The sequence below is a fragment of the Cohnella suwonensis genome (assembly GCF_042655365.1).
Classification (GTDB): Bacteria; Bacillota; Bacilli; order Paenibacillales; family Paenibacillaceae; genus Cohnella; species Cohnella suwonensis.
This window is the reverse complement of sequence record NZ_JBHSMH010000030.1, coordinates 64,104-84,617: the sequence shown is the minus strand read 5'-3', so window position 1 is coordinate 84,617 and position 20,514 is coordinate 64,104. Positions and strand designations below refer to the sequence as shown.

Annotated in this window: 20 protein-coding genes; 6 read left to right on the top strand and 14 right to left on the bottom strand. The window is 50.7% G+C overall.

The features are described from left to right. Nucleotides 1–386 precede the first annotated feature (386 nt). The 4 genes from ACFPPD_RS11330 to ACFPPD_RS11315 all read left to right on the top strand — a co-directional run bounded on the left by ACFPPD_RS11330 (nucleotide 387) and on the right by ACFPPD_RS11315 (nucleotide 6,131). Nucleotides 387–3,716: an AAA family ATPase gene (locus ACFPPD_RS11330; protein ID WP_209749358.1), complete on the top strand. Its 3,330-nt coding sequence runs from the start codon at nucleotides 387–389 to the stop codon at nucleotides 3,714–3,716. A 149-nt stretch (nucleotides 3,717–3,865) separates the two neighbouring features. Further along, nucleotides 3,866–4,549 (top strand): hypothetical protein, encoded by a 684-nt coding sequence (locus ACFPPD_RS11325; RefSeq protein ID WP_209749357.1) that lies wholly within the window; start codon nucleotides 3,866–3,868, stop codon nucleotides 4,547–4,549. A gap of 17 nt (nucleotides 4,550–4,566) precedes the next feature. Beyond that, a complete protein-coding gene (locus ACFPPD_RS11320; protein WP_209749356.1) occupies nucleotides 4,567–5,244 on the top strand; it encodes a hemerythrin domain-containing protein in 678 nt (225 codons plus the stop codon). A 20-nt stretch (nucleotides 5,245–5,264) separates the two neighbouring features. Then, nucleotides 5,265–6,131, top strand: coding sequence for an SDR family oxidoreductase (locus ACFPPD_RS11315; RefSeq protein WP_209749355.1), 867 nt, complete (start codon nucleotides 5,265–5,267; stop codon nucleotides 6,129–6,131). 74 nt (nucleotides 6,132–6,205) lie between these two features. On the opposite strand, the gene ACFPPD_RS11310 is transcribed toward ACFPPD_RS11315, so the two are convergent. The 8 genes from ACFPPD_RS11310 to ACFPPD_RS11275 all read right to left on the bottom strand — a co-directional run bounded on the left by ACFPPD_RS11310 (nucleotide 6,206) and on the right by ACFPPD_RS11275 (nucleotide 12,746). Further along, nucleotides 6,206–6,910 (bottom strand): hypothetical protein, encoded by a 705-nt coding sequence (locus ACFPPD_RS11310; RefSeq protein WP_209749354.1) that lies wholly within the window; start codon nucleotides 6,908–6,910, stop codon nucleotides 6,206–6,208. Between the two features lie 41 nt (nucleotides 6,911–6,951). Next, nucleotides 6,952–8,289 carry an amidohydrolase family protein gene (locus tag ACFPPD_RS11305; protein ID WP_378082237.1) on the bottom strand — a complete coding sequence of 446 codons (1,338 nt, stop codon included), beginning with the start codon at nucleotides 8,287–8,289 and terminating at the stop codon, nucleotides 6,952–6,954. A gap of 27 nt (nucleotides 8,290–8,316) precedes the next feature. Continuing rightward, nucleotides 8,317–8,760 (bottom strand): DUF2269 family protein, encoded by a 444-nt coding sequence (locus tag ACFPPD_RS11300; protein WP_209749353.1) that lies wholly within the window; start codon nucleotides 8,758–8,760, stop codon nucleotides 8,317–8,319. 167 nt (nucleotides 8,761–8,927) lie between these two features. Continuing rightward, the gene (locus tag ACFPPD_RS11295; RefSeq protein WP_209749352.1) at nucleotides 8,928–9,731 is read right to left on the bottom strand and encodes a LuxR C-terminal-related transcriptional regulator; all 804 of its coding nucleotides are present in this window, start codon (nucleotides 9,729–9,731) and stop codon (nucleotides 8,928–8,930) included. Between the two features lie 9 nt (nucleotides 9,732–9,740). Next, nucleotides 9,741–10,142: a pyridoxamine 5'-phosphate oxidase family protein gene (locus ACFPPD_RS11290; RefSeq protein ID WP_209749351.1), complete on the bottom strand. Its 402-nt coding sequence runs from the start codon at nucleotides 10,140–10,142 to the stop codon at nucleotides 9,741–9,743. A 4-nt stretch (nucleotides 10,143–10,146) separates the two neighbouring features. After that, a complete protein-coding gene (locus ACFPPD_RS11285; RefSeq protein ID WP_209749350.1) occupies nucleotides 10,147–10,611 on the bottom strand; it encodes a pyridoxamine 5'-phosphate oxidase family protein in 465 nt (154 codons plus the stop codon). Between the two features lie 398 nt (nucleotides 10,612–11,009). Then, entirely contained in the window at nucleotides 11,010–11,165 is a 156-nt protein-coding gene (locus ACFPPD_RS11280; RefSeq protein WP_378082277.1) for a response regulator transcription factor, read from the bottom strand. Nucleotides 11,166–12,545: 1,380 nt separating this feature from the next. Further along, nucleotides 12,546–12,746: a DUF2269 family protein gene (locus tag ACFPPD_RS11275; protein ID WP_378082275.1), complete on the bottom strand. Its 201-nt coding sequence runs from the start codon at nucleotides 12,744–12,746 to the stop codon at nucleotides 12,546–12,548. Between the two features lie 105 nt (nucleotides 12,747–12,851). On the opposite strand from ACFPPD_RS11275, the gene ACFPPD_RS11270 reads away from it, so the two are divergent. Next, complete coding sequence (locus ACFPPD_RS11270) at nucleotides 12,852–13,379, top strand: L,D-transpeptidase (RefSeq protein WP_378082234.1); 528 nt, start codon at nucleotides 12,852–12,854, stop codon at nucleotides 13,377–13,379. A gap of 270 nt (nucleotides 13,380–13,649) precedes the next feature. After that, entirely contained in the window at nucleotides 13,650–14,507 is an 858-nt protein-coding gene (gntI, locus tag ACFPPD_RS11265; RefSeq protein WP_209749347.1) for a guanitoxin biosynthesis pre-guanitoxin N-oxide kinase GntI, read from the top strand. Between the two features lie 229 nt (nucleotides 14,508–14,736). Here the strand turns inward: gntI and ACFPPD_RS11260 are convergent, their stop codons facing one another. From ACFPPD_RS11260 to ACFPPD_RS11235, 6 genes are all read right to left on the bottom strand, one after another. Next, entirely contained in the window at nucleotides 14,737–15,198 is a 462-nt protein-coding gene (locus ACFPPD_RS11260; RefSeq protein ID WP_209749346.1) for an alpha/beta fold hydrolase, read from the bottom strand. Continuing rightward, complete coding sequence (locus ACFPPD_RS11255; RefSeq protein ID WP_209749345.1) at nucleotides 15,195–15,467, bottom strand: alpha/beta fold hydrolase; 273 nt, start codon at nucleotides 15,465–15,467, stop codon at nucleotides 15,195–15,197. Before ACFPPD_RS11255 ends, ACFPPD_RS11260 begins: the two co-directional genes overlap by 4 nt. Nucleotides 15,468–15,563: 96 nt before the next feature. Continuing rightward, on the bottom strand, nucleotides 15,564–16,337 hold the full coding sequence (locus ACFPPD_RS11250) for a GNAT family N-acetyltransferase (protein WP_209749344.1): 774 nt from the start codon (nucleotides 16,335–16,337) through the stop codon (nucleotides 15,564–15,566). A 106-nt stretch (nucleotides 16,338–16,443) separates the two neighbouring features. Continuing rightward, nucleotides 16,444–16,701 (bottom strand): DUF6953 family protein, encoded by a 258-nt coding sequence (locus ACFPPD_RS11245; protein WP_209749343.1) that lies wholly within the window; start codon nucleotides 16,699–16,701, stop codon nucleotides 16,444–16,446. A 128-nt stretch (nucleotides 16,702–16,829) separates the two neighbouring features. After that, nucleotides 16,830–18,686, bottom strand: a complete 1,857-nt coding sequence (locus tag ACFPPD_RS11240) for an ABC transporter ATP-binding protein (protein ID WP_209749342.1) — start codon at nucleotides 18,684–18,686, stop codon at nucleotides 16,830–16,832. After that, on the bottom strand, nucleotides 18,667–20,406 hold the full coding sequence (locus tag ACFPPD_RS11235; protein WP_209749341.1) for an ABC transporter ATP-binding protein: 1,740 nt from the start codon (nucleotides 20,404–20,406) through the stop codon (nucleotides 18,667–18,669). Before ACFPPD_RS11235 ends, ACFPPD_RS11240 begins: the two co-directional genes overlap by 20 nt. Nucleotides 20,407–20,514 lie beyond the last annotated feature (108 nt).

Genomic DNA, 20,514 nt, shown 5'->3' with positions numbered 1-20,514 from the left:
TTTCAAAATCAATAGAAATCATTCTTATCAGCTGATAAGAATGATTATATAGGAGGGTAACGCGGACGACAGTCGGATCAATTACGTAATGTTTGTCGGTTGAACGACGTAATTTGAACGTATTAAAGAGACTGCCCGCCGATTCGGCTTAACGCCTCGATCACAAGCGCCGCTGCCACAGTCAACAGCTCTTCATCCGCGTCGTCGAAGGCGGTGGGTCGCTCTCTCCACCGTTGGTATTTACTTACTTTCCTAAGTAAATATGCTACAATACGATTTAAGAGAGGTTCCGTAATACAACCAGCGAAGAACGTCTTAGTCCGTCATCCGGTGGGCCAGAGACGTTCTTTTTTTGAAATTTCATCTTTTTACACTTGAGGTGCGGTGTGATCAGAATTCATTTATTGGGCAATTTCAAACTACTATATGAAGACAAACCCATAACTTCAATTACAGGCGGTAATGTTTTATTGCTGCTCGCTTACTTGCTTCTGAATCGGAACTCCCCGCAAAGCCGTAAATATGTTTCTTTTTTATTTTGGCCGGATTCGACCGAGAAACAGGCTTTGACCAATTTGCGCAATCTGTATCACCAGCTTCGCAAATGTCTTCCCGATGCGGACCGATATTTGGTTGCAGATGCGCTTTCCTTGAAATGGAACCCAGATTCTCCTTATCTTTTGGATATGGAAGATTTCGAACGTTCCGCCGAAGGTTCTTCCCTTCATGATTTGAAACGTGCCATCGAATTATATGCCGGACCTTTGCTTCCCGGAAGCTACGACGATTGGATCGAATCGGAAAGGGAAAGACTGCAACGGTTGTATCAAGCTTCGCTCGAACGTCTGGTGTCCAAATTGGAAACGAACCGTCTTTATCTAGAAGCTATCTCGTACTCGGAACGTCTAATCTCCTCGGATAATCTGAAGGAAGAATATTATCGGATTCTAATGAGGCTGCACGCCCTAAACAATGATATTACCGGACTCGCCAAAATTTACAACGACTGCACTAATACATTGAAGAAAGAACTTGGGATTCAGCCTTCAGATGTTACATACAAGCTGTATCATTCCTTGATGCAGGAAGAAACGGATCCAGCTTTCCATCAAATGGCTGACGCGGCTCCTTTTGTGGGAAGGCATCGGGAGTGGGAATCGCTGCTCTCCGTTTGGCGATCACCGCTTGCGAACCCTAGTTTCGTATTGCTGGAAGGCGAACCTGGAATCGGGAAAACGAGGGTTGCCGAAGAATTTAAAGCTTGGCTCGTCAAACAAGGGATTTCGGTTGGTTTTGCCAAGTGTTACTCTGCCGCAGGGGGGCTTGCGTTTGCGCCGATCACCGCCTGGTTGAAAAGCCGAAGCCAGCGGATTCAAAACTTATCCCCCGTCTGGTTAACTGAAATCGCCCGATTAATGCCAGAGCTATCGGTACAGCATCCGGAATTGACGGCGCCGGGACCGCTGACGGAGAATTGGCAAAAGGTAAAAACTTTTGATGCGATTGAACATTCCCTTTTCGACCATGACAAGCCTTGTGTATTATTTTTGGACGACATTCAGTGGTGTGATGCCGAAAGTCTTGAATGGCTGCAATACTTGTTCCGGCAGGATGGCAAGTCTAAGATCGTTCTGGTTGCCACGAAGCGTTCCGGCGAAGAAAAGAAAGAATTGACCGCGCTGCTTGCGTCCTTGCATAAAGCAAATATGCTGACTAATGTCAGATTGCATCCGCTATCGAATGATGAATCGAAACAGTTGGCCTCTGCGATTTCGGAACGCAAGCTTTATTCCCGTCTGTCGGACAAGTTTTTCGAGGACGCCGGAGGCAATCCTTTAATCGTTGTCGAAACGATGCGGAGCTTGCAAAATACCCTCCATGATACAGCTAACCTGCATTGGGCGCCCGTTATCCATAAGATCATCTCTACCCGTATCCTCCAACTTCCGGAGCAAGCGCAAAATTTGCTTCATCTCGCTTCCGTGATTAATCGGCCTTTTACACTTGAACTGCTAAAACAATCATCGGGATCAGATCCCGATACGATTCTGCATCAAAGCGAGCTGCTTGTGAAACAACATATTTTTCGCGAACTCGGAGACGGTTGGTTCGAATTCTCGCACGATCGGTTGCGGGAAACCGCTTATCAAACGTTAAGCGAAGTGGCTAGGCATCGGTATCATGAACAAGTGGCGGTCGCCCTTGAATCGAATCATGAAGGTGAATTGGATTCCGTCGCCGGTCAAATAGCACATCATCTGGATTCTGCGGGAATGAAGCGGCGTGCCGTACCGTATTACAAACAAGCTGCCAAAGTCGCCGAGAAAGTCCATGCGTTGGATAAGATGTCGAGTTATTACGGAAGGCTCTTGGAAATTGTTCCGGAAACGGATAAGCATCCGATTGTTCTGGAACTCGGAAGGCTGCGGGAAATAGCCGGCAGACGGGACGAAGCACAAGCGGTTTATGAGAATTGGTTGGCGACAAACGGTTCCCATCTGAGCATGCAGCAAAAAGCGCAGTGCAAAACGGCACTTGGGAACTGCCTCATGCTGAAATCCGATTATAAAGAAGCTTTGGCCTACCTGAAGCAGGCTCATTTGGAATTCGAATGGGCCGGAGACTTGCAAGGCATTAGCTCCGTTCTGTCGGTTATGGCGATCCTCCATTACTATAAAGGCGACAGTCAGGAAAGTCTGAAATGCTTCGATCGACGGATGGCTATGGATTCGAAATTCGGGGATATGAAAGACGACAGTCGTATCGCAGGGTTAATCGGCAACATCTTCTTGGAGCAATACGATCTGGATAAAGCCCTGTATTGGTACAAAGAAATGATCCGGCTGGCTAAAGACGATAAGATACTTGTAAGTCATTCCTTGGCCGGACTATCTCTGGTGTATATCCATTTGGAGCAATATGATAAGGCGACCTTCTGCATCAACGAAAAGCTTGCCCATGCACGAGTGTTGGGAGAGCGTTTGGGGGTGAGCAATGCGGTTGGTATGCTTGGATTCATCTACTCCAAGCTTGGTGATTATGAACGGATGAAAGCTTGTTATGCCTATGCAATCTCTGAAGCATGTGCGGTTGGGGACATGCGGGTTGGTGCCTATATGCTAGGCCGTTTCGGGTTTTCACTGACGCGGCAGCCGGACCGGGAAACATCGGATACGTTGATCGAACTGTCGGTCCGGTATATTCGCAAGATAAATGCGCCTTCCTTTTTGTGCGCTATTCTTCATCTTCAAGCCTTAACAATGTCAGAGAGGAAGGGCAATGACCTTGTGGCGCTAGAGATTACCGAGGAGGCATTGGACCTCGCGATCCGATTAAAACGGACTCATTATATGTTTCGGTTCACCCTTCTGCAAGTTTGCCTGAATTACAACTTGAGGAGGATAAGCGAACAAGAGGCTTGGAAGCAATACCAAGATCTTCGCGAGATACAGCCCTATCTGCAGGATCAGGCTGCCATAGATTATGAATGCTGGAAACGCGGGCTCATTCTTGGAGAACAAGTAGAAGCCGCTGCACATAATTATTTAAGCTTATATCATACTACACATAATGAGGATTACCGGCTGCGGTTTATGGAGATGACGGGACAGGAATTGGAACGTGAGCATGATTTTCCGCCGCTACCATCCGAAGTAGAGCCTGTTCGAGTGGATATGAAAGAGCTGGAAAAGAAATTTCAATCCATGTTTTCATAATAATATTACGATTTTTCGTATTTTATCGGCACTTCCTTTCGGGAAGTGTTTTTTGTTGTTCGTAAGAAACGTTTAACAAACGCCGGACTCTTAAAATTGAAATTGTCAGACTGACAAACCAAATAAATAGTAGGAGGATGTTTTACAAAATGAAAAAGGTGTTGTTGTTTATCGTTTGCCTATTTCTGGCAGCAGTCGGTACGGTTTCCGCCCATGCCGGCCATGAAACCAAGCACGTATCCGTTCTTGTGAATGGCGTGACGGTTGATTCCGGGGCCAATCATATCTCCAGCGGAAAATTATTTATCTCTCTCCATTCTTTCGCTCGGGTTTTTGAGAAAGATGTTAGGGTGGCGAAAGACAATCGTACCGCCGTATTTAACGGAAAAACGTTGAAAGAGATCCGTATGTACAAGGGAGAGCCGACTGCTCCGATCCGGGATCTGGCGGCAGCCGTTGGCGCTCAGCAGGTGTCTTGGGACGCGAAAACACAAGAAGCGTACGTTCTGGCGCTGCCGGGAGGAACCATCAAGTTGACACCGGTCGTTCCCATGATGGGTGAACATTGGGCGAACCTGCAAGACATGCCGATCGGGCCGATCTACGGCGTGTACAAAGGGAAACTGGTGTTTATCGAGTATATGGTCGCGCAGGACGATTTTATCAAGGGAGTCTCTCATCCTAATTTGGGCGGCATGAAAGGATTGCCTTCTCCTTCCGTCATTCAAACGGATATCGAGTTCCAAGAACACGGGCATGAAGGCTTCGAAATTCCCCACTATGATATCCATGCCTATTTCATTACCGATGAAGAGCAGCAGCTAATCAAATGACAAAGGAGTGTATGTCCATGTATAACCGTTATGATCTTTACGGACCCGTTCACAAGGGACTCCGGTCTGCGTTAAGCGGCCTTTGTTTTCAAACGGGATCGATCGATATCCTATCCGACGAACAGGGGCTGAAGTCGTTTCTTGAAGAATTCAAACGGGTCGTCATCATCTTGGAGGCTCATGCCCATGATGAAGATCTGCATCTGAACGATCCATACATGCAATATGCGCCGGAGACGGCAAAGCGGTTGGAAGAAGAACACCAAGTGTTGGATCTGAAGCTTGATAACATCGTTACCATGGCCAATCAACTCGAACAGGAGATTTCATCGGAAGAACGCCGCCGTTTGTGGTATCAGCTGGGTAGAGACTTAACCCGCTTCACGGCCGAATATTTCATGCACCTGCAGAACGAAGAAGGGCCCGGAATGGACGCGTTGTGGGCTAATCTGACCGATGAACAACTCCATGAATATTCCGACAAAATACGCTCTTCCATCCCGCCTCACGCCATGATGATATTCCTTCATTATATGATTCCCGCAATCACACATACGGATCGTTTCGCGATGTTAAGCGGCATGAAACGCTTTGCCCCGCGGGAAGCTTATGAGGCCGTTCTTCGTTTGGCGGAAAACCGTTTAGATTCGAATAGCTTGATGGAATTAAAGTCAGCGTTAGAAGCTGCATCCTAAAAACGTGAGGAGATAGAAACATGAATATTCTTGTGATAGGCGGTACGGGTACAGTAGGGAGTCTAGTCGCTGCAAATTTGGCGAAGCAAGGAGCAAGGGTTCGGGTGCTGACCCGGAATCCCGATCTTGCAAACCGCTTGCCCGACTCTGTAGGAACATGCCCGGGAGATTTGGAATCGCCTGATACACTGGCAGGGGCTTTTTATCAAGCGGATGCCGTATTTTTGCTAAATGCCCTTTCTCAAACGGAAACCGCTCAAGGTCTCGCAGCGGTTGAGGCAGCCAAAAGAGCCGGCGTAAAAAAAATCGTATATTTATCGGTGCCGATGCCGGAAGGCTCCAAACATATTCCCCATTTCAAAAGCAAAATCCCGATTGAAGAGGCCATTCGTCAGTCCGGAGCCATGTATACCATTTTGCGTCCCAATAATTTCTATCAGAACGATTATTGGTATCGGGATGCGATTCTTGATTATCGAATTTATCCGCAACCGATCGGTTCTATCGGACTGAATCGCGTAGATGTAAGGGATATTGCGGATGCCGCCGTTAATGCGCTCCTCCGGAATGGTTACGCGGGCAAAGAGTATCCGATTGTCGGTCCGCACCCATTGACGGGAAATGCGACCGCAGACATCTACAGCCGCATCTTAGGGGAGGAAATCCGCTATGGCGGAGACGATTTGGACGCGTGGTTTGAACAATCGCGATCCGTCCTGCCGGAATGGATGGCTAAAGACTTTAAAATAATGTACCAGTATTTTCAAGACAAGGGGCTTCAAGCGACTGAACGCGATTTCGAGCTTCAACGCGAAATCTTAAATCGGGAGCCGCGTTCCTTCGAATCGTTCGTTAGCGAAACTGTCGCTCATTGGAAGAATAGTTGAAAGATAATCCCTCTAGTAGTCAATCTTATGGGGAAAGGGCTATCCCTGCTGCAGCAACGGGGATAGCCCTTCGATCATTTGATTTGCTGCTGTTCTTCGTCGGTAATAAAATACGCGTGAATGTCGTAGTGCGGAGCTTCAAAGCCCGGATGTCCCTGAGGCTGGAACTCTGCATCCAGTTGGACGACAGCGGGTGACGGAACGCCTTTCATACCTCTGAGATTGATAAGGCTTTTTCCTTTTACAAAATCGTCTTGCGCAATCATATATTCCAGAAACACGAGCTTTCCGTCGTACACGCCATAGATCGGCCCGACCGGAAGCTCGCCTGCTTGAGGATTCGCCCAATGTTCGCCCATTGCAGGCACAACCTCGGAGATTTTGACCGATCCTTCCGGCAATGCCAGCACATACACTTCCTGGTGCGCTTTATCCCAGCTTACGTTCTGTGCGCTTACGGCGTTTGCCAAGTCTCTGATCCAAGCCGTCGGTTCGCCTTGCTTCATCTGAATATCCGAAATCGTTTTGTCGTTAAATTGGACGGTTCGGCGTCCCTCGCTTACGGTAAACGTTTGGCCGAACAAATCGGCGAATGCTTTCACAGAAACATATACTTTACCGTTAGGCGACTGATGGTTCGCCGATGATTTCACTTCAACGCCGTTGACGCGAATCGTAATGCCGGCGTTCTTCTCCGGATGGACTGTCGTTCCATGCGCCGATACGCTGCCGCTCAACAAAATAAACATGCCAACTGCCATTGCAAGCATCTTTTTCATATGAAATTCGCTCCTTTTATTTCAAAATCATAGATTCGGGTTTACACGCTCTCTACGGAGAAAATCAAACGCTCCCGTATTTCCTCGGCTTTCATGCGCAACTTCTCGAATGAATGTCCGGACAATTTCCCATTTCGTTTTACGATTTTTCCCGCGACGACAACGGTGTCCACATTGTCGATCCCGGCTTCGAGCACCACTTTGGCGGCCGCGTAACCGAGCGGACAGGGCCGGGTTTCGGGGAACCGAAGCAGAACCAGATCGGCGTCCTTGCCTGGCGATAAAGAACCGACCTTATGATCCAACCCGAGAGTCCGCGCTCCATCGATCGTGGAGAGCTTCAGGATATCCCGTGTCGTCATGGGAACCCGCTCCGGCATTTTACCCTCTTCGATCAGCAGCTGGTTGGAACGCGCCCTATCCGCTTGAAGCGCAATCTTCATCTGCGTGAACAATTCCGGGCTTGCCGCCGTCACGACGTCCACCCCCAGACCGGGGCGCAATCCGCAGCTTATAGCGCGTCCCGTAGCGGGATTTCCAAGACCCATCTGCATTTCGACTTCCGGGGTGACGGACAAGGAGCCCCCGGTGGCCGCAATCCTCTTGAAATCCTCCTCCGTCAGTGTGCAGCCGTGGGCAAAGTTGAGATCGTCTCCGAGCAGGTTCGCCTCGTCCAGCAGCTTGATCGGCTGGTAATGGGGACCGAACGTTCCTCCCCCCACGTGCATACTCGCTCTTAGCCCAAGCTCTCTCGCGAGGTAAATGTCTTGCTTCGTTACATCGAAGGTGGAATACTCCGGGCCTCTGATAGCCATGGCCATGGTAACGAGTTGATCATCCGAAGAAAAATAAGTTTGTCTCACGCGACGAACGTCATCCGGATGGGAGAGACGGCTTTCGTAAAACCATTCCATGAATCCGTTGCCGGGATTGCCATGGCCGAATACAGCCCGCGATCCCGAATCCCGCAGCCCGTTTACCGCCGCGTCGGCATGCTCCGGCGTATTCAGAATATGACACCAATCCAATACCGTCGTTATTCCCGCATTTATCGATTGGACGGCGCCGAATAAATTCCCGACGTAAACGTCCTCGGGACGATAAACCGAACCATACCGCCCCATATTCTGAAGATACTCCATGAGCGTCCAGTCAGCCGCGATGCCTTGCAAGGGGGATTGCCAGACATGCCGGTGCGTGTCGATCAGGCCGGGAATCGCAATCATGCCCTGGGAATAGATAGTTTCGCAGCCCTCTATTTCCAAGTCGGGACCGATCTCTATAATTTTCGAATCCTGAATGAGGATATCCGCATTCTGGAAATTTCCCAGCTTCTCATCCATAGTTAAGACGACGGCACCCTTAATCAATATTTTCATCAAAATTCATCTCCTTTTCCTTATTTGTTAAATATCAGGCTTTGCGATCATCATCATAAAGAGGACAAATCCGAGCACGCAGGCCACGACAAACCACTGGCGAATTGCTGTATGAAGGCTGTTCTGGATGGCAGCCTCTCCCTCAGTACCTGATAACAAGGCATGAAGCTCCTTGACTCTGGGCGCAATCAAGCCGATGACGACGATCTGGATCAGGACATACAGCAGAAGCGATCCGAACAGCCACAGTTGCATGAACGAACCGTAAGAACCGAGAACGACCAGGGCAATGCCGCTGAGGACGGCAAGCGTCCCACCGATTTTAGGAAAAAAATCGAGCTTGGCGGAAAGTCGAACCGAATAACTTAATTCGTTTGCCGTTTGGTTCTTCCTGAACAATACCAAGTAAAAAAATACCGGACCTACCCCAACAATTGCGGCCAAGACATGAACAAGAACAAGCCATTCCATGCGCTAACTTCCTTTCAGTTCTTAATTGTTATCAGCTGATAAGAATGATTATATAGGAGGTTAACGCGGTCGACAGTCGGGTCAAATACGTAATGTTTGTCGGTTGAACGACGTAATTTGAACGTAAAAAAAGAGACTGCCCCGCCGCATCGCTGCGAGACAATCTCTTATTCAGTCGGACGAAATCCGTAATGGGAGACGATATAATGAGTCAACGCGCTCCGGGAGTGAACATCCAGCTTCCGGTAGACCCGTTCCAGATGAGTCGAGACCGTGCGTTGACTGACGACAAGACGGGCCGCGATTTCCGCATTGCTGATTCCTTCGGCCGCAAGCAGCGCTACTTCCATTTCCCGTGCGGACAGGATTGCCGGTTCCGGTAATGGATCGGGTTCCTTAGGTTCCATTTCCACGCTGGTATACGCGATTTGAAGTTCATGTAACGCCTCGATCACGAGCATCGTTACCACAGTCAACAGCTCTTCATCCGCGTCGTCGAAGGCGTTGGGTCGCTCGCTCTCCACGGATAACGTTCCGATCGTACGTCCCTTTCTTTTTATAGGGACAACCATTTGACTGTTCATGGACGGAGAAGATCGAAGGGTTGAGTCGGAACCCTCGGGACGCTGCTCTTCCATTCGAGTCCTGATCGTCTGAGAGTAACGAATGATGGAGCCGATGTTGTTTATTCTTATCGCCCTGCCAAGCTTCACTGCCATGCCGATGACCCCTTGGCCTACGGGGAAATCATGCAGCTTCTCGTCGGCGCGAAACCCGCGTCCCGAAACCGAATGCAGCTTGCCGTTATCGGGGCGCAACGACAGGATAAGGGAATGTTGATATCCCATTGCTTCTTCAAGAAAACGGAGCACATAACGCAGCAATTCGACCGGCTGAAAATCGTACTGTTGAATTTCCGCCACCAGGTCGTGCAAACAAGTAAACGCCTTGGCTCTTTTCCGATCCATCATTTTAATCGACTACTCCCAATCTTCCATGCATTCGTTAACGCTAACAACTCTGTATATATCCGCGCCCTTCAGATGAAAAACTCCCTCGAATCCCATTAAGGTGGCGATCGCTTCCAGCTTGACAGTCATCTCCTGAAAAATGCTGCCTTCCGTTTCCGTACGCAAGTAGACGACCTCCAGATCCCAATACATAAAGGAGTCGGGGTCAAGCACTTTTACGAATGCCAAAGGGTTCTCTCGAAGATTCTTGCTTGTTTTATTAAAAAATTGATGGGACAGCGCAATATGGGTCTCGTCGACATACCATACTTGGGATAACGAAGCGATATTCGGCATGCCCTCCATCGAACAAGTGACGATATGGGCCGGAAATACTCCTTGCAAAGCCGGTTTGATTCGCTCGGGGATCATATTCTTATTGAGCCTCCGTTGTAAGAACGATCCGCTTGCCGGCATCCGGTCCCGGGGTTTGATCGAAAGCTTCCGTGATCTGGATCCGCAACGAGAGAGCCGGCTTACGGTTGATTTGATAATATTTCTCGGGGAAGGAATGTCTTCTCATTCTCAGAAAGTACAAATCCTGAATCCGGTAGTCCTCTTCCGAGCAATCCGTCATTCCCAAGTAGAGTCCTTTGACTAGCAAGGAGTGATAAGCCTCGGGATCGATTAGCAGAACAGCCACTTTCTTATTCTGCTCCAAATTCAGCAGCACCCGTTCGGAACTTTTAGTCGGAATAAAGACGGTTAATTGTTGATCTGTTCTATCTGCATACCCCCCCACAACTCTATTTGACAGGGGAATGCCTCCCGGACTGGAAGTACCTAAATGCATTATAGCCGACTTATCGATCCATTTGAGCAGCGCATCCATCGCATGCAAATACGTTCCTCCTTTTATTCTTAATATGACTATGCTAGTACCTATCATACACCAAATAGTACCGGGAACATGAGATGTTATGGGAATTCTATAATTTAAGCAGGAGTTAGGGGATATTCTACAAAATGAAAAAGGGCTATCCATGCTGCAGCTTAACGGCAGCGGGGATAGCCCTCGATTAGATTCTCATCAATGCTGCCCTTCGTACTCATTGACTTTTCTGGCAAAGGCATGGTCCGCGGATCCGTAAAAACCGGAAATAAGCAGGGCGGCAACCAACATTAGACATACAGCAATCTTTTTCATCGTATAACCTCCATTTCGCTTGATGTCTGTAACTATAAGCGATGGGGGCGGGATAAGAAATTATACAAAGGTATACATTTACATTTTGCAAGCTACTCCGGGCGCGGACCTTCCAACCACTTTGCCATTAGCTCGACTTTGTTTTTTACGCCAAGCTTTTGATAGACATGCCCTAAGTGTTTTTTTACGGCGATTTCCGAAATAAAACTGCTCTGTCCAATTTCTTTGATGGTCCTGCCCGCAAGCATCAATGAGGCGATTTCCTGCTCGCGCGGGGTAAGCCGCTGCAGCTGTTCCCATTGCGATATCGTAGCGGGTACGGGGATCCCCATTTTTTCCATCATGCGCTTCATATAGGATTTCAGCTTCTGGCCCGTTAAGTCCAAGACGAAAGTAGGAGCCGGGAACCGTTCTCCGAAATCGTAATGAATGGGTATCTCCGGGTGTTCGATGAAGCCCATGCTCTCGAGAAATCTGCGGAAGCTGCCGGTAGAGATAGATGATGCAGCGTTCCCGCCATTGTTGGTGCGTTTGCGGCTTGCGTTTATGGAAATCTTCGTACACCGCTTTTCGCAGGACATCATGGATATACCATCCCCGGGCGTTTCTGCGAATAAATGAAAGCTGAGTGAATCGGTTAAATAGCTCCGAGGTTACAGGTTCCCCGATAACAAACTCGAGAAGATCCTGAGTGATAACCCGGTTAAGCGACGATGCTTCCACCAATCGGATCAGCCCTTCATCGGGCACTTCTTTGAGCCAGCGAGCGGTTAAGAGTTCTATCGCTTCTTCGGGCAAATAGGGATCGGAATCTTCCAACAATCCCTCTCCGGAGAAGCCGACGAGTAATGACAAGGTGAGCGGATGACCTTTGGACAACGAATACATCTTACGAATCGTCGATTGTTCGGGGAGCTCGAATTGGGCGGCATATTCCTCGCAGGTTTCGTATTCGAAAGGATCGAGTTGAATTCTCTTGATGGTTGTCTTCCATGAAGGGCGGAGAACCCAATCTCCCGAAAGCGGATGACGCCCGGAAAAGATCAGATGAATTCGATCATTCAACTCAGGGATCAAGGATTCGCGGATAAACCGGTCCAGCTTGTGCCATTCTTCGTACGTATCGAATGCGATGTACAGACCGGAAGGCTCGGCAAATCGATTCAGTTCATCTATGCAGGTTGAAAGGGTCGGATGGGTGGAATCGGAAAAGTCTTGTGAGGGTTGCAGGCTGTTTAACAGCTGTCTCATCAACCCTGCCTGAGTATGAGGAAACTCCTTGCTTTCAAGCTGAATGAAAGGGATCCCCCGTTTTTTCGCCATGAATCTATATTCATCCAGCAAGGTGCTTTTTCCTATGCCGCCTGTACCGTAGATGTTAATCAGTTTTTCTTTATTTTGCGTGGAGGAGAGATGATCCTCGAACCACTGCGTTTCGTTGCGGCGGCCTACAAAGTAAAAACGCGTCATGATCAAACCTCCTCCCTGAATGAATACACTCATTGTAACAGGGATATTATTCACCGTCAGTGCAACAGTCAAGGTTAGAATTTTTAAAAAGAAAACAGGCCGGGAGCCCTTCTCTCATGAGGGTCCCGGTCTGTTTCTCGTACATGCTGCTGTAGCTCCTAAGTTATTGCATGGGTTTCCAACTTCTTGACAAGTGCTCCGGTGAGAATGATGATCAACGCTTGTATGACGATGTAAAGGATTAATGAGCCGATAATCCAAAAATCAAGGAACCGCCAGTCGGATATAGCAACCATAGCGATTCCGGTGGAAACTGCAATCAAAGCACCAAGCGTTCCCAATCGTATACAATCCTGCATCGAACGAATAGTATACATCCGTATACTTCTGACTTCCTCGCCGCCATATTCCCCCGATCCCGCGCATATATAATTGTCAGTACTCTAGGGGGGGAGGCGCGACGGATGAAAGCTCCGCTATGGCACCGCGTCGGCATCGTTCTGCTCGCGTTGCTGCTCCTTATGCCGGCTATCGCCGCCGCGCGCACGGAAGCGGCAACGTCCGCCGTACATCTGGCGCAGAAATACGCGAAGTACGAGCAATTTATCATGATCGTCAAGTCGACCAACAAGCTCTATTACTACGAAGAAGGCAGGCTCGTCAAGTCGTTCCCCGTCGCCACGGGAAAGAGGCCCTCCTATACGCCGGAAGGCTTGTTCACCGTTCACGAGAAAATCAAAAACCGCCCCTACTACAAAGAGAAGATCAAAGGCGGCGATCCGCGGAATCCGCTCGGCGACCGTTGGCTCGGCCTCGAGGTGAACGTCGGCGGCAAGACGTCCTACGCCTACGGCATCCATGGCAACAACAACGAGAAGTCGATCGGCAAATACGTCTCCGCGGGCTGCATCCGGATGCACAACAAGGACGTCCGCTGGCTATACGACCGGATCAAGACGTCCACTCCGGTGCTCATCGCCAAAAAAATGTAGCCCGCTTTCGCCGATTTTAATAATAGACAGATTTGGACAAGATTGATAGAATCCCGAATGGAACTAAATTATCCAATTCCGAGGTATTCTAAAAAGCTTGTTATATTCAGGGGTATAATCTTCTCATGCTTATCCACTGGCGTCTCACGTCCCGCCTTTTTGTTAATTTTATATAATTCTATGTCAATATTGTCTATCCTTGCAACGCTTCATGATTGGTACAATAAGCATGAAAAAAAATACCGATATCATACGTTGGGAGGAAGACCCGTGGAGTTGGTGCTCGAATTAGCGGCAAATAAGTTAGGATGGAAGCCGGAACAATTGGAGATGAAATTTCAAGAGAGCGGATTGACGAACCGGAACTATGTCGTATCAAAAGGTTTGGAGAAAATAGTTGTCCGTGTGAACGGTGTTCATACCGGATCTCTGGGGATTAACCGACAAGCAGAATTAGCTGCGTTGGAGGCCGTGAGCGTTTTAGGGATTGCACCTGAACTTTTGTATTTTGACACCGAACATGGATACATGATTACTCGTTTCATCGAAGGGCGTACATGGGCGTCGGGCGACCTGGCCCTGAATATTGACCGTATAAGTGCTTTGCTTAAGAAGGTGCACGCCGTTTCTGAGATTGATTTCGAATTTTCACCCTATAAGGACATTGAAAGATGGATTCAAAAAGCGAAAAATCGCGGCCAGTGGTTGCCCGAATCCCTGGACAAAATGATGGAACGGCTTCACCAAATACAAGCCTTGCGGGCAGCAGTTTCGGACAACTTCCGGGGACTCTGCCACAATGATCCTTTTGCCAATAATTTCATGGATGACGGATCGCTTCGGCTATTGGATTGGGAGTTCGCAGGGATGGGCGATATCATGTACGATCTTGCTTGCATCAGCCAATCTATGGAACATGAAAAGCAGTTGGAGCTCTTACATGCCTACTTCGGCTATACGTCTCCTGAACTTTTGCGAGCACTTCACGATATGGATTATGTGGTTTCTTTGTGGAATGCCATGTGGGCTGTAACTTTACTTGACACATCGTCACACCAGGGCTTTGATTATTCTAATCTGGCCAAACACCTTTTTCAAAAGATCGAGAACATCTTAGAACAGCGATGAACATTCAGTTGGAAACGGTAGCATCCCCTCAAGTGTCGTGCTTCAACGAGCTCCACGTTTTAATATAACTCTGACCGTTCCACGTTTAATATGGTTTATACGAATTCAATCGGGAAGTGACTCAGGTAAACCTATAGTACCAAACTGCCTTTATAAAAGAATTAACCAAAAAACTTTCCGTTACTTGTGATACGGTTCACCGCGCTGTTTGAAACGGCAAGTTTTCACGCTATACTTCTTTCTCCAAGCGCTGCAGCCATTCTTCCGATAAAGCATGAACTAGCTTTTCTTGCTCTAACTGCGGAAAGTGCCCAGCTCTGTCAAGTATTGATAACGTGCACCTAGGATAGCTTTCTATCAACTGCATAGCATCCTTATATCCGCTAATGGCATCTTGATGACCAAGCAAGATCAATGAAGGTTTATCGAATGTTTTTCCAGAAAGCATGGACTCAAAAGAATATGCGTATCCTTTGGTCCGGAACTCGGAAGACAAAAATGTCCGATCAGCCTTTTGAGCTCCTGTTAAAATATCCTTCTGGAATTTTACCCATACCTTTTCAGTTTGAACGACTGTGAATTTTTCAAAACCTGTAGGCTCTTCATTTTGTAAGCGAGCTAATAAACGATCATCTTTTTCGATAACGACATGCGAAGGCAGTACGCGATCGACAGTTTTTGCCTTAATCATTGGAGATATGAGCAAAGAATAGAGTCGATAAATTTGAGGATGACAGCGAGGATATCGTCAGAACTCTTCATCCAATTTTCTGCTTTTGATTCTCCCATTCCAGGAAGATCCACATATATGCGCTTCCAACCTAATCGGCTAGTGAATAGTGGTTCAAATACATTTTTCATGGATTGGAAATCTAAACTTAAAGCATGCAAAAAGATGATCGGTCTTCCTTCGCCATACATTTCGTAATGAATGGAGGCATTCGATAATTCACATTTCATATCGTTACTCCTACTTTATTTTTTCTTGAAACCCACGATACTAAAACTTGCCGTTACTTATGATACGGCTCTCCGCGCTAGCTGATACGGCAAGTTTTATTTCTTTGTTACTTCCATATTTAAGAGCCTTGTTCTCGTCACCATGCCTCCGCTTTCCAACGTTCGCTTGGAGGCTTCGTTATAATACCAGCAACCGCTTACAGGTATGATGCCGTTCTGGTTGCACCAGTTTCGTAATTGAATGATAATTACTTTCCCTACCCCTTGTTTCCTGTAGGTATCATTGGTAAACATTCCTATACTGGCTAGTCTATCGAACATTTTGGACATTCCGATCAGTCCAATTCCAAGCAAATCAGCGTTTCTGTAATAGACAAATAACTCCCCTCTTGCAATCCACTGATCATACTGGTCGAGAAAATCCCCGCATACCTGTTGTATCTGTTGAAGATCGCCTTGCGTTGCAAGACGAAATACTTCGCCATCTCCCAATCCGGCTGAAACGCTTACTAGACTATCCTGAAAAAAGTAAGCTTGTTTGTTTATTGCAAAATCTTGATCTACTGCCAAGCTAATTAATAATTCGTCGCAGGTCGGAACGAAAAGAAATTTGATCGAATGACGTTCAAGCGCTTGAAGAAATAATTTTTGTGCGTGCATTTGATAAGAGCGGCGGATATAAAACTGGGTAAGCCGTTCTTTGTTATGTATGGCCAAATAACCGACATCATTCGAATCGTCTTGAATCAAATAATAGGTCGATGAAAGAATATGTTCCTCTAAAAAGGAATCGAAAGGCGAAGACAAGCCTTGCAGATATTCCTTAACGAGATGCTGAATCTCAGCTAACGTGCATTCTTTTACTATCATCCGATCACCCTCTTTGTAATAGTTAAACTTCATGTCCAGATGGAATGGAAATGGATTTGTTTCATGATTGAAATACTTGCCGTTACTTATGATACGGCTCTCCGCGCTACCCCTTAATGGCGGACGTCCAGCCCCAGTAGAAGGCGTCCCTATCCCATGCGGCCTTGCCGCCGTGGAGCTTCTTGAACGCTTTCTTCACTTCCTTGTCGATCGACGCGTGCCCGTTCTCGTTAACGAAGACGAACCGCTCGCCGTAGTGCTCGCGAATATGCGCGACCGCTTCCTCCTGGTATAGCACGCCCGCGTCCCGCATTCTATCAAACATCCACTTCGCCGCTTCCTCGGCTGTGCGCGCTTGCTCCATTCTCGATTTCCCTCCTTCCTTTGTACTCTCCGATTCCCGAATCCCGGCCGCTCCGACGGACGCTCTCGAATCCCGGAACTCCGGGCACTCCGAGCACTCCCGGCTCTCATTCCCCGCTGCTTCTTCCGTCAGTGCAACTGCGCATAGCCGTGGTACAAGTCGCTGTACAAGCCTCGCTTCTCCAGCAGCTCTTCGTGGGAGCCGCTCTCGGCCAGCCTGCCGTCCTTCAGCACGAGGATCCGGTCCGCCCTGCGGATCGTGTTCAGCCGGTGCGCGATGACGAAGCTCGTGCGTCCTTCCATCAACCGCTGCAGCCCTTCCTGAATCTTGATTTCCGTCACCGTGTCGATGCTGCTCGTCGCCTCGTCCAAGACGAGAATCGCCGGATCGGCGAGAATCGCCCGCGCGATCGCGAGCAATTGCTTCTGCCCTTGGCTGATGCCGCCGCCGTCTCCCTGCAGCACTTTATCGTACCCGCCCGGCAGGCGAACGATAAACGAATGGGCGTTGGCCAGCTTCGCCGCCGCCTCCACCTGCTCGTCCGTCGCGTCCAGCTTGCCGTAGCGGATGTTCTCCCGGATCGTCCCTTCGAACAGGAACGAATCCTGGAGCACGAACGCCATCTGCGACCGCAAGCTTTCCCTGCGTACCTCGGAGATATCCTGCCCGTCGACCGTAATGCGTCCCGAATCCGGCTCGTAAAACCGCGACAGAAGCTGGATCAACGACGTCTTGCCCGCCCCCGTCGGCCCGATGATCGCGATCGTCTCCCCGGGGCGCGCCGAGAAGCTGATATCCCTCAGCGTCTGCTCTCCCGCGTTGTACGAGAACGACACGCCGCTGAACGCGACGGCGCCCTTCGCCGTCCCGAGGTCCTTCGCGCCTTCTTCGTCCTTCGTCTCCGGGTCTTCGTCCATTATCTCGAATACCCGCTCCGCGCCCGCGATCGCGGACAGCAGCGTGTTCCACTGGTTGGCCAAGTCGTTCAGCGGCCGCGTGAATTGCCTCGCGTATTCGACGAACACGACGATGACGCCGACCGTGACGTGGCCTCCGATCGCGAGCAGCCCTCCCGCCCCCGCGATGATCGCGAAGCTGAGGTTGTTCAAGCTGTTCATGACTTTGGGAATGAAGCCCGAGATGCTCTGCGCCCAGAAGCCGGAATGCCGGATGCGGCCGTTACGCTCGCCGAATTCCCGGATGACGCGCTCTTCCTGGGAGAACGCTTTGACGAGCCGTTGCCCTGAAAGCGTCTCTTCGATATAGCCGTTGATGTCGCCCAGATTGCGTTGCCGTTCCTTGAACAGGACGCCCGTTCGGCGCGTAATCCAGCGCATGCCGATCATCATGAGCGGCACGACGAGGAACGTCAGCAGCGTGAGCAGCGGGCTGAGCAACAGCATGACGACGACGGTGCCGGTCAGCATGAGCGCGCTGGAGAACAGCTGGATCGCGGAGCTGTTCAACGTGGAGCTGACGTTGTCCATGTCGTTCGTCATGCGGCTCATCAATTCCCCGCGCTGGCGCTTGACGTAGAACGGAATCGGAAGCCGGTGCAACTGGGCGAACAAGTCCATCCGCATCCGGTACACCGTCTCCTGCGCGATGCCGATCATCCAGACGTTCTGCAGCCAGCCGGCGACGGAGCCGAGAACGTAGACGGCGGCGAGTCCAGTCAAGAACAACGTCCAATCCGCGCCTCCCGAACCGCCCAAATACCGGTCGATCGCCCGTCCGATCATGTACGGCCCGAGCAGGGCAAGTCCCGAGCTCAGCAGCACCATGAACAGAACGAGGCCGAGCCGGCCTTTCCGTCTTGCGAGATATTGCCAGACGCGCCTCAGCGTCGCCCGCCAATCCTTCGCCTTCTGCGCCTTCTTCGCCTTGCCTCCGGGCTGGACGCCGAGCCCGATCGCCCCGCCGCCCTTCGGCAGCTCCATTTTCGGTTTCCGGTATCGGAAAGGTTCACGTAGCGCTTCCCACATGAGAATCCTCCTTCCCGTACTGGGATGCGTAAATACGGCGGTACAACGGGCTCGTCTCCATCAGATGCCCATGATCGCCCTGCCCGATCAACCGTCCGTCGTCCAGCAGCAGAATGAGATCGGCGTTCATCGTCGAGCTGATCTTCTGCGTCACGAGGAACGTCGTGCACGCCGTCTTCCCGATCTCCGCGAGCAGCGCCGCCTCCGTCTTGACGTCGAGCGCGCTCGTGCTGTCGTCCAGAAGCAGAATCGCGGGACGCCGGACCAACGCCCTGGCGATGGACACGCGCTGCTTCTGTCCGCCGGACAAGTTGATGCCCCGCTGCCCGAGGAGCGTCTCGTAGCCGTTCGGCAGCCCGGCGATCGCGTCGTGAATCTGCGCCTGCCTGGCCGCTTCCACGATCCGCTCCATCGGCACGTCGTCCAGCCCCCAAGCGATGTTGTCGCGAATCGTTCCGGTGAACAGCACGACCTCCTGCGGCACGTAGCCGATCGACTCGTGAAGCTGATGCGCGTTCCACTCGCCGGCGGCCTTCCCGTCGATGCGGACGACGCCCTCGGTTTCCTCGTACAGACGAACGATCAGCTGCACGAGCGAAGATTTGCCCGAGCCCGTGGCGCCCAGTATGGCGACCGTCTCTCCCGGCTTCGTCCGGAACGTGACGTCTTCCAGCGCCGGAGAGGACGTTCCCGGATAACGGAACGTGACGCGTTCGAACGCCACCGCGCCTTCCCGGATGCCTTCCGGCGAGCGCGAAGCGCGGTCGGACGCGGCATCCCCGTCCGCGCCCAGCGTATCGCCGATTCGGTCCGCCGAAGCCCGCGCCCGCGAGAAAGCCGCGACGAGTCCGGATAACGTCGCCAGCGCGCCCGACGTTCGCAGCGAATAGTTGACGATCGCGACGACGACGCCGGTCGTGGCCGTCCCCGCGACGATCTCGAGATGCCCGAACGCGAGCACCGCGATAATGCCCGCGTTCATGATCAGCACGATAAAGGGCTGCGTCATCTCCGTGAGCCGCAAGGCGGCCGTCGTCGTCCGCATCAGCTCGCCGCTGCTGCGGGCGAATCGTTCGCCCTCCGTCGTCCTGCGGACGAATACGCGAATGAGCCGCATGCCGCTTAGATTTTCCTGCATGACGCCGTTCACCGCGTCGAGCTTCTGCTGAACGGTGCCGAACAGCGCCGCGGCCTTCCGCACCATCCAGACGATGAACCAGACGAGGAACGGAACGGCGAGGAGCAGCAGGAAACCGAGCTGCGCATGGACGACGAGCGCCATGGCGATGCTTCCGACGACGACAAGAGGCATGCGCAGCATGAACCGCAGCCCCATGAACGTCGTGTCCTGCACTTGCGTGACGTCGTTGGTGAGCCGGGTAATAAGCGACGACGTCGGAAACCGGTTGAACGCCGCGTAAGCGAACCCTTGGATTTTGCCGTACAGCCTCTCGCGCAGGTCGTAGCCGACGCTCTGGCTCACGTGCGCCGCGTAGAAGGAGCTAAGCACGCCGGCGCCGAAAGCGATTACCGAGCCGCCGACGAGAATGCCGCTCCAGAGCAGGACGACGGACCGATCTCCGGGAACGATGCCGTCGTCGATGATCCGGGATATCAGCAGCGGCTGCGCGAGCTCCACCGCGAGCTCGACAAGCATGAGAAAAACCGCCATCCAGGCGGCTGCTCGGTATTTGTTCAAATAATGGAAGACGAGCTTCATGGGCGTTCCTCCGGCGAAGTGGCTCCTCGAAGAAGGGGGGAGCAGTAGTAGGTCCGATCGCGTACTCGCCCTCTTATTGTACTCCCATTTTCCTCCTCAAGGAAACCC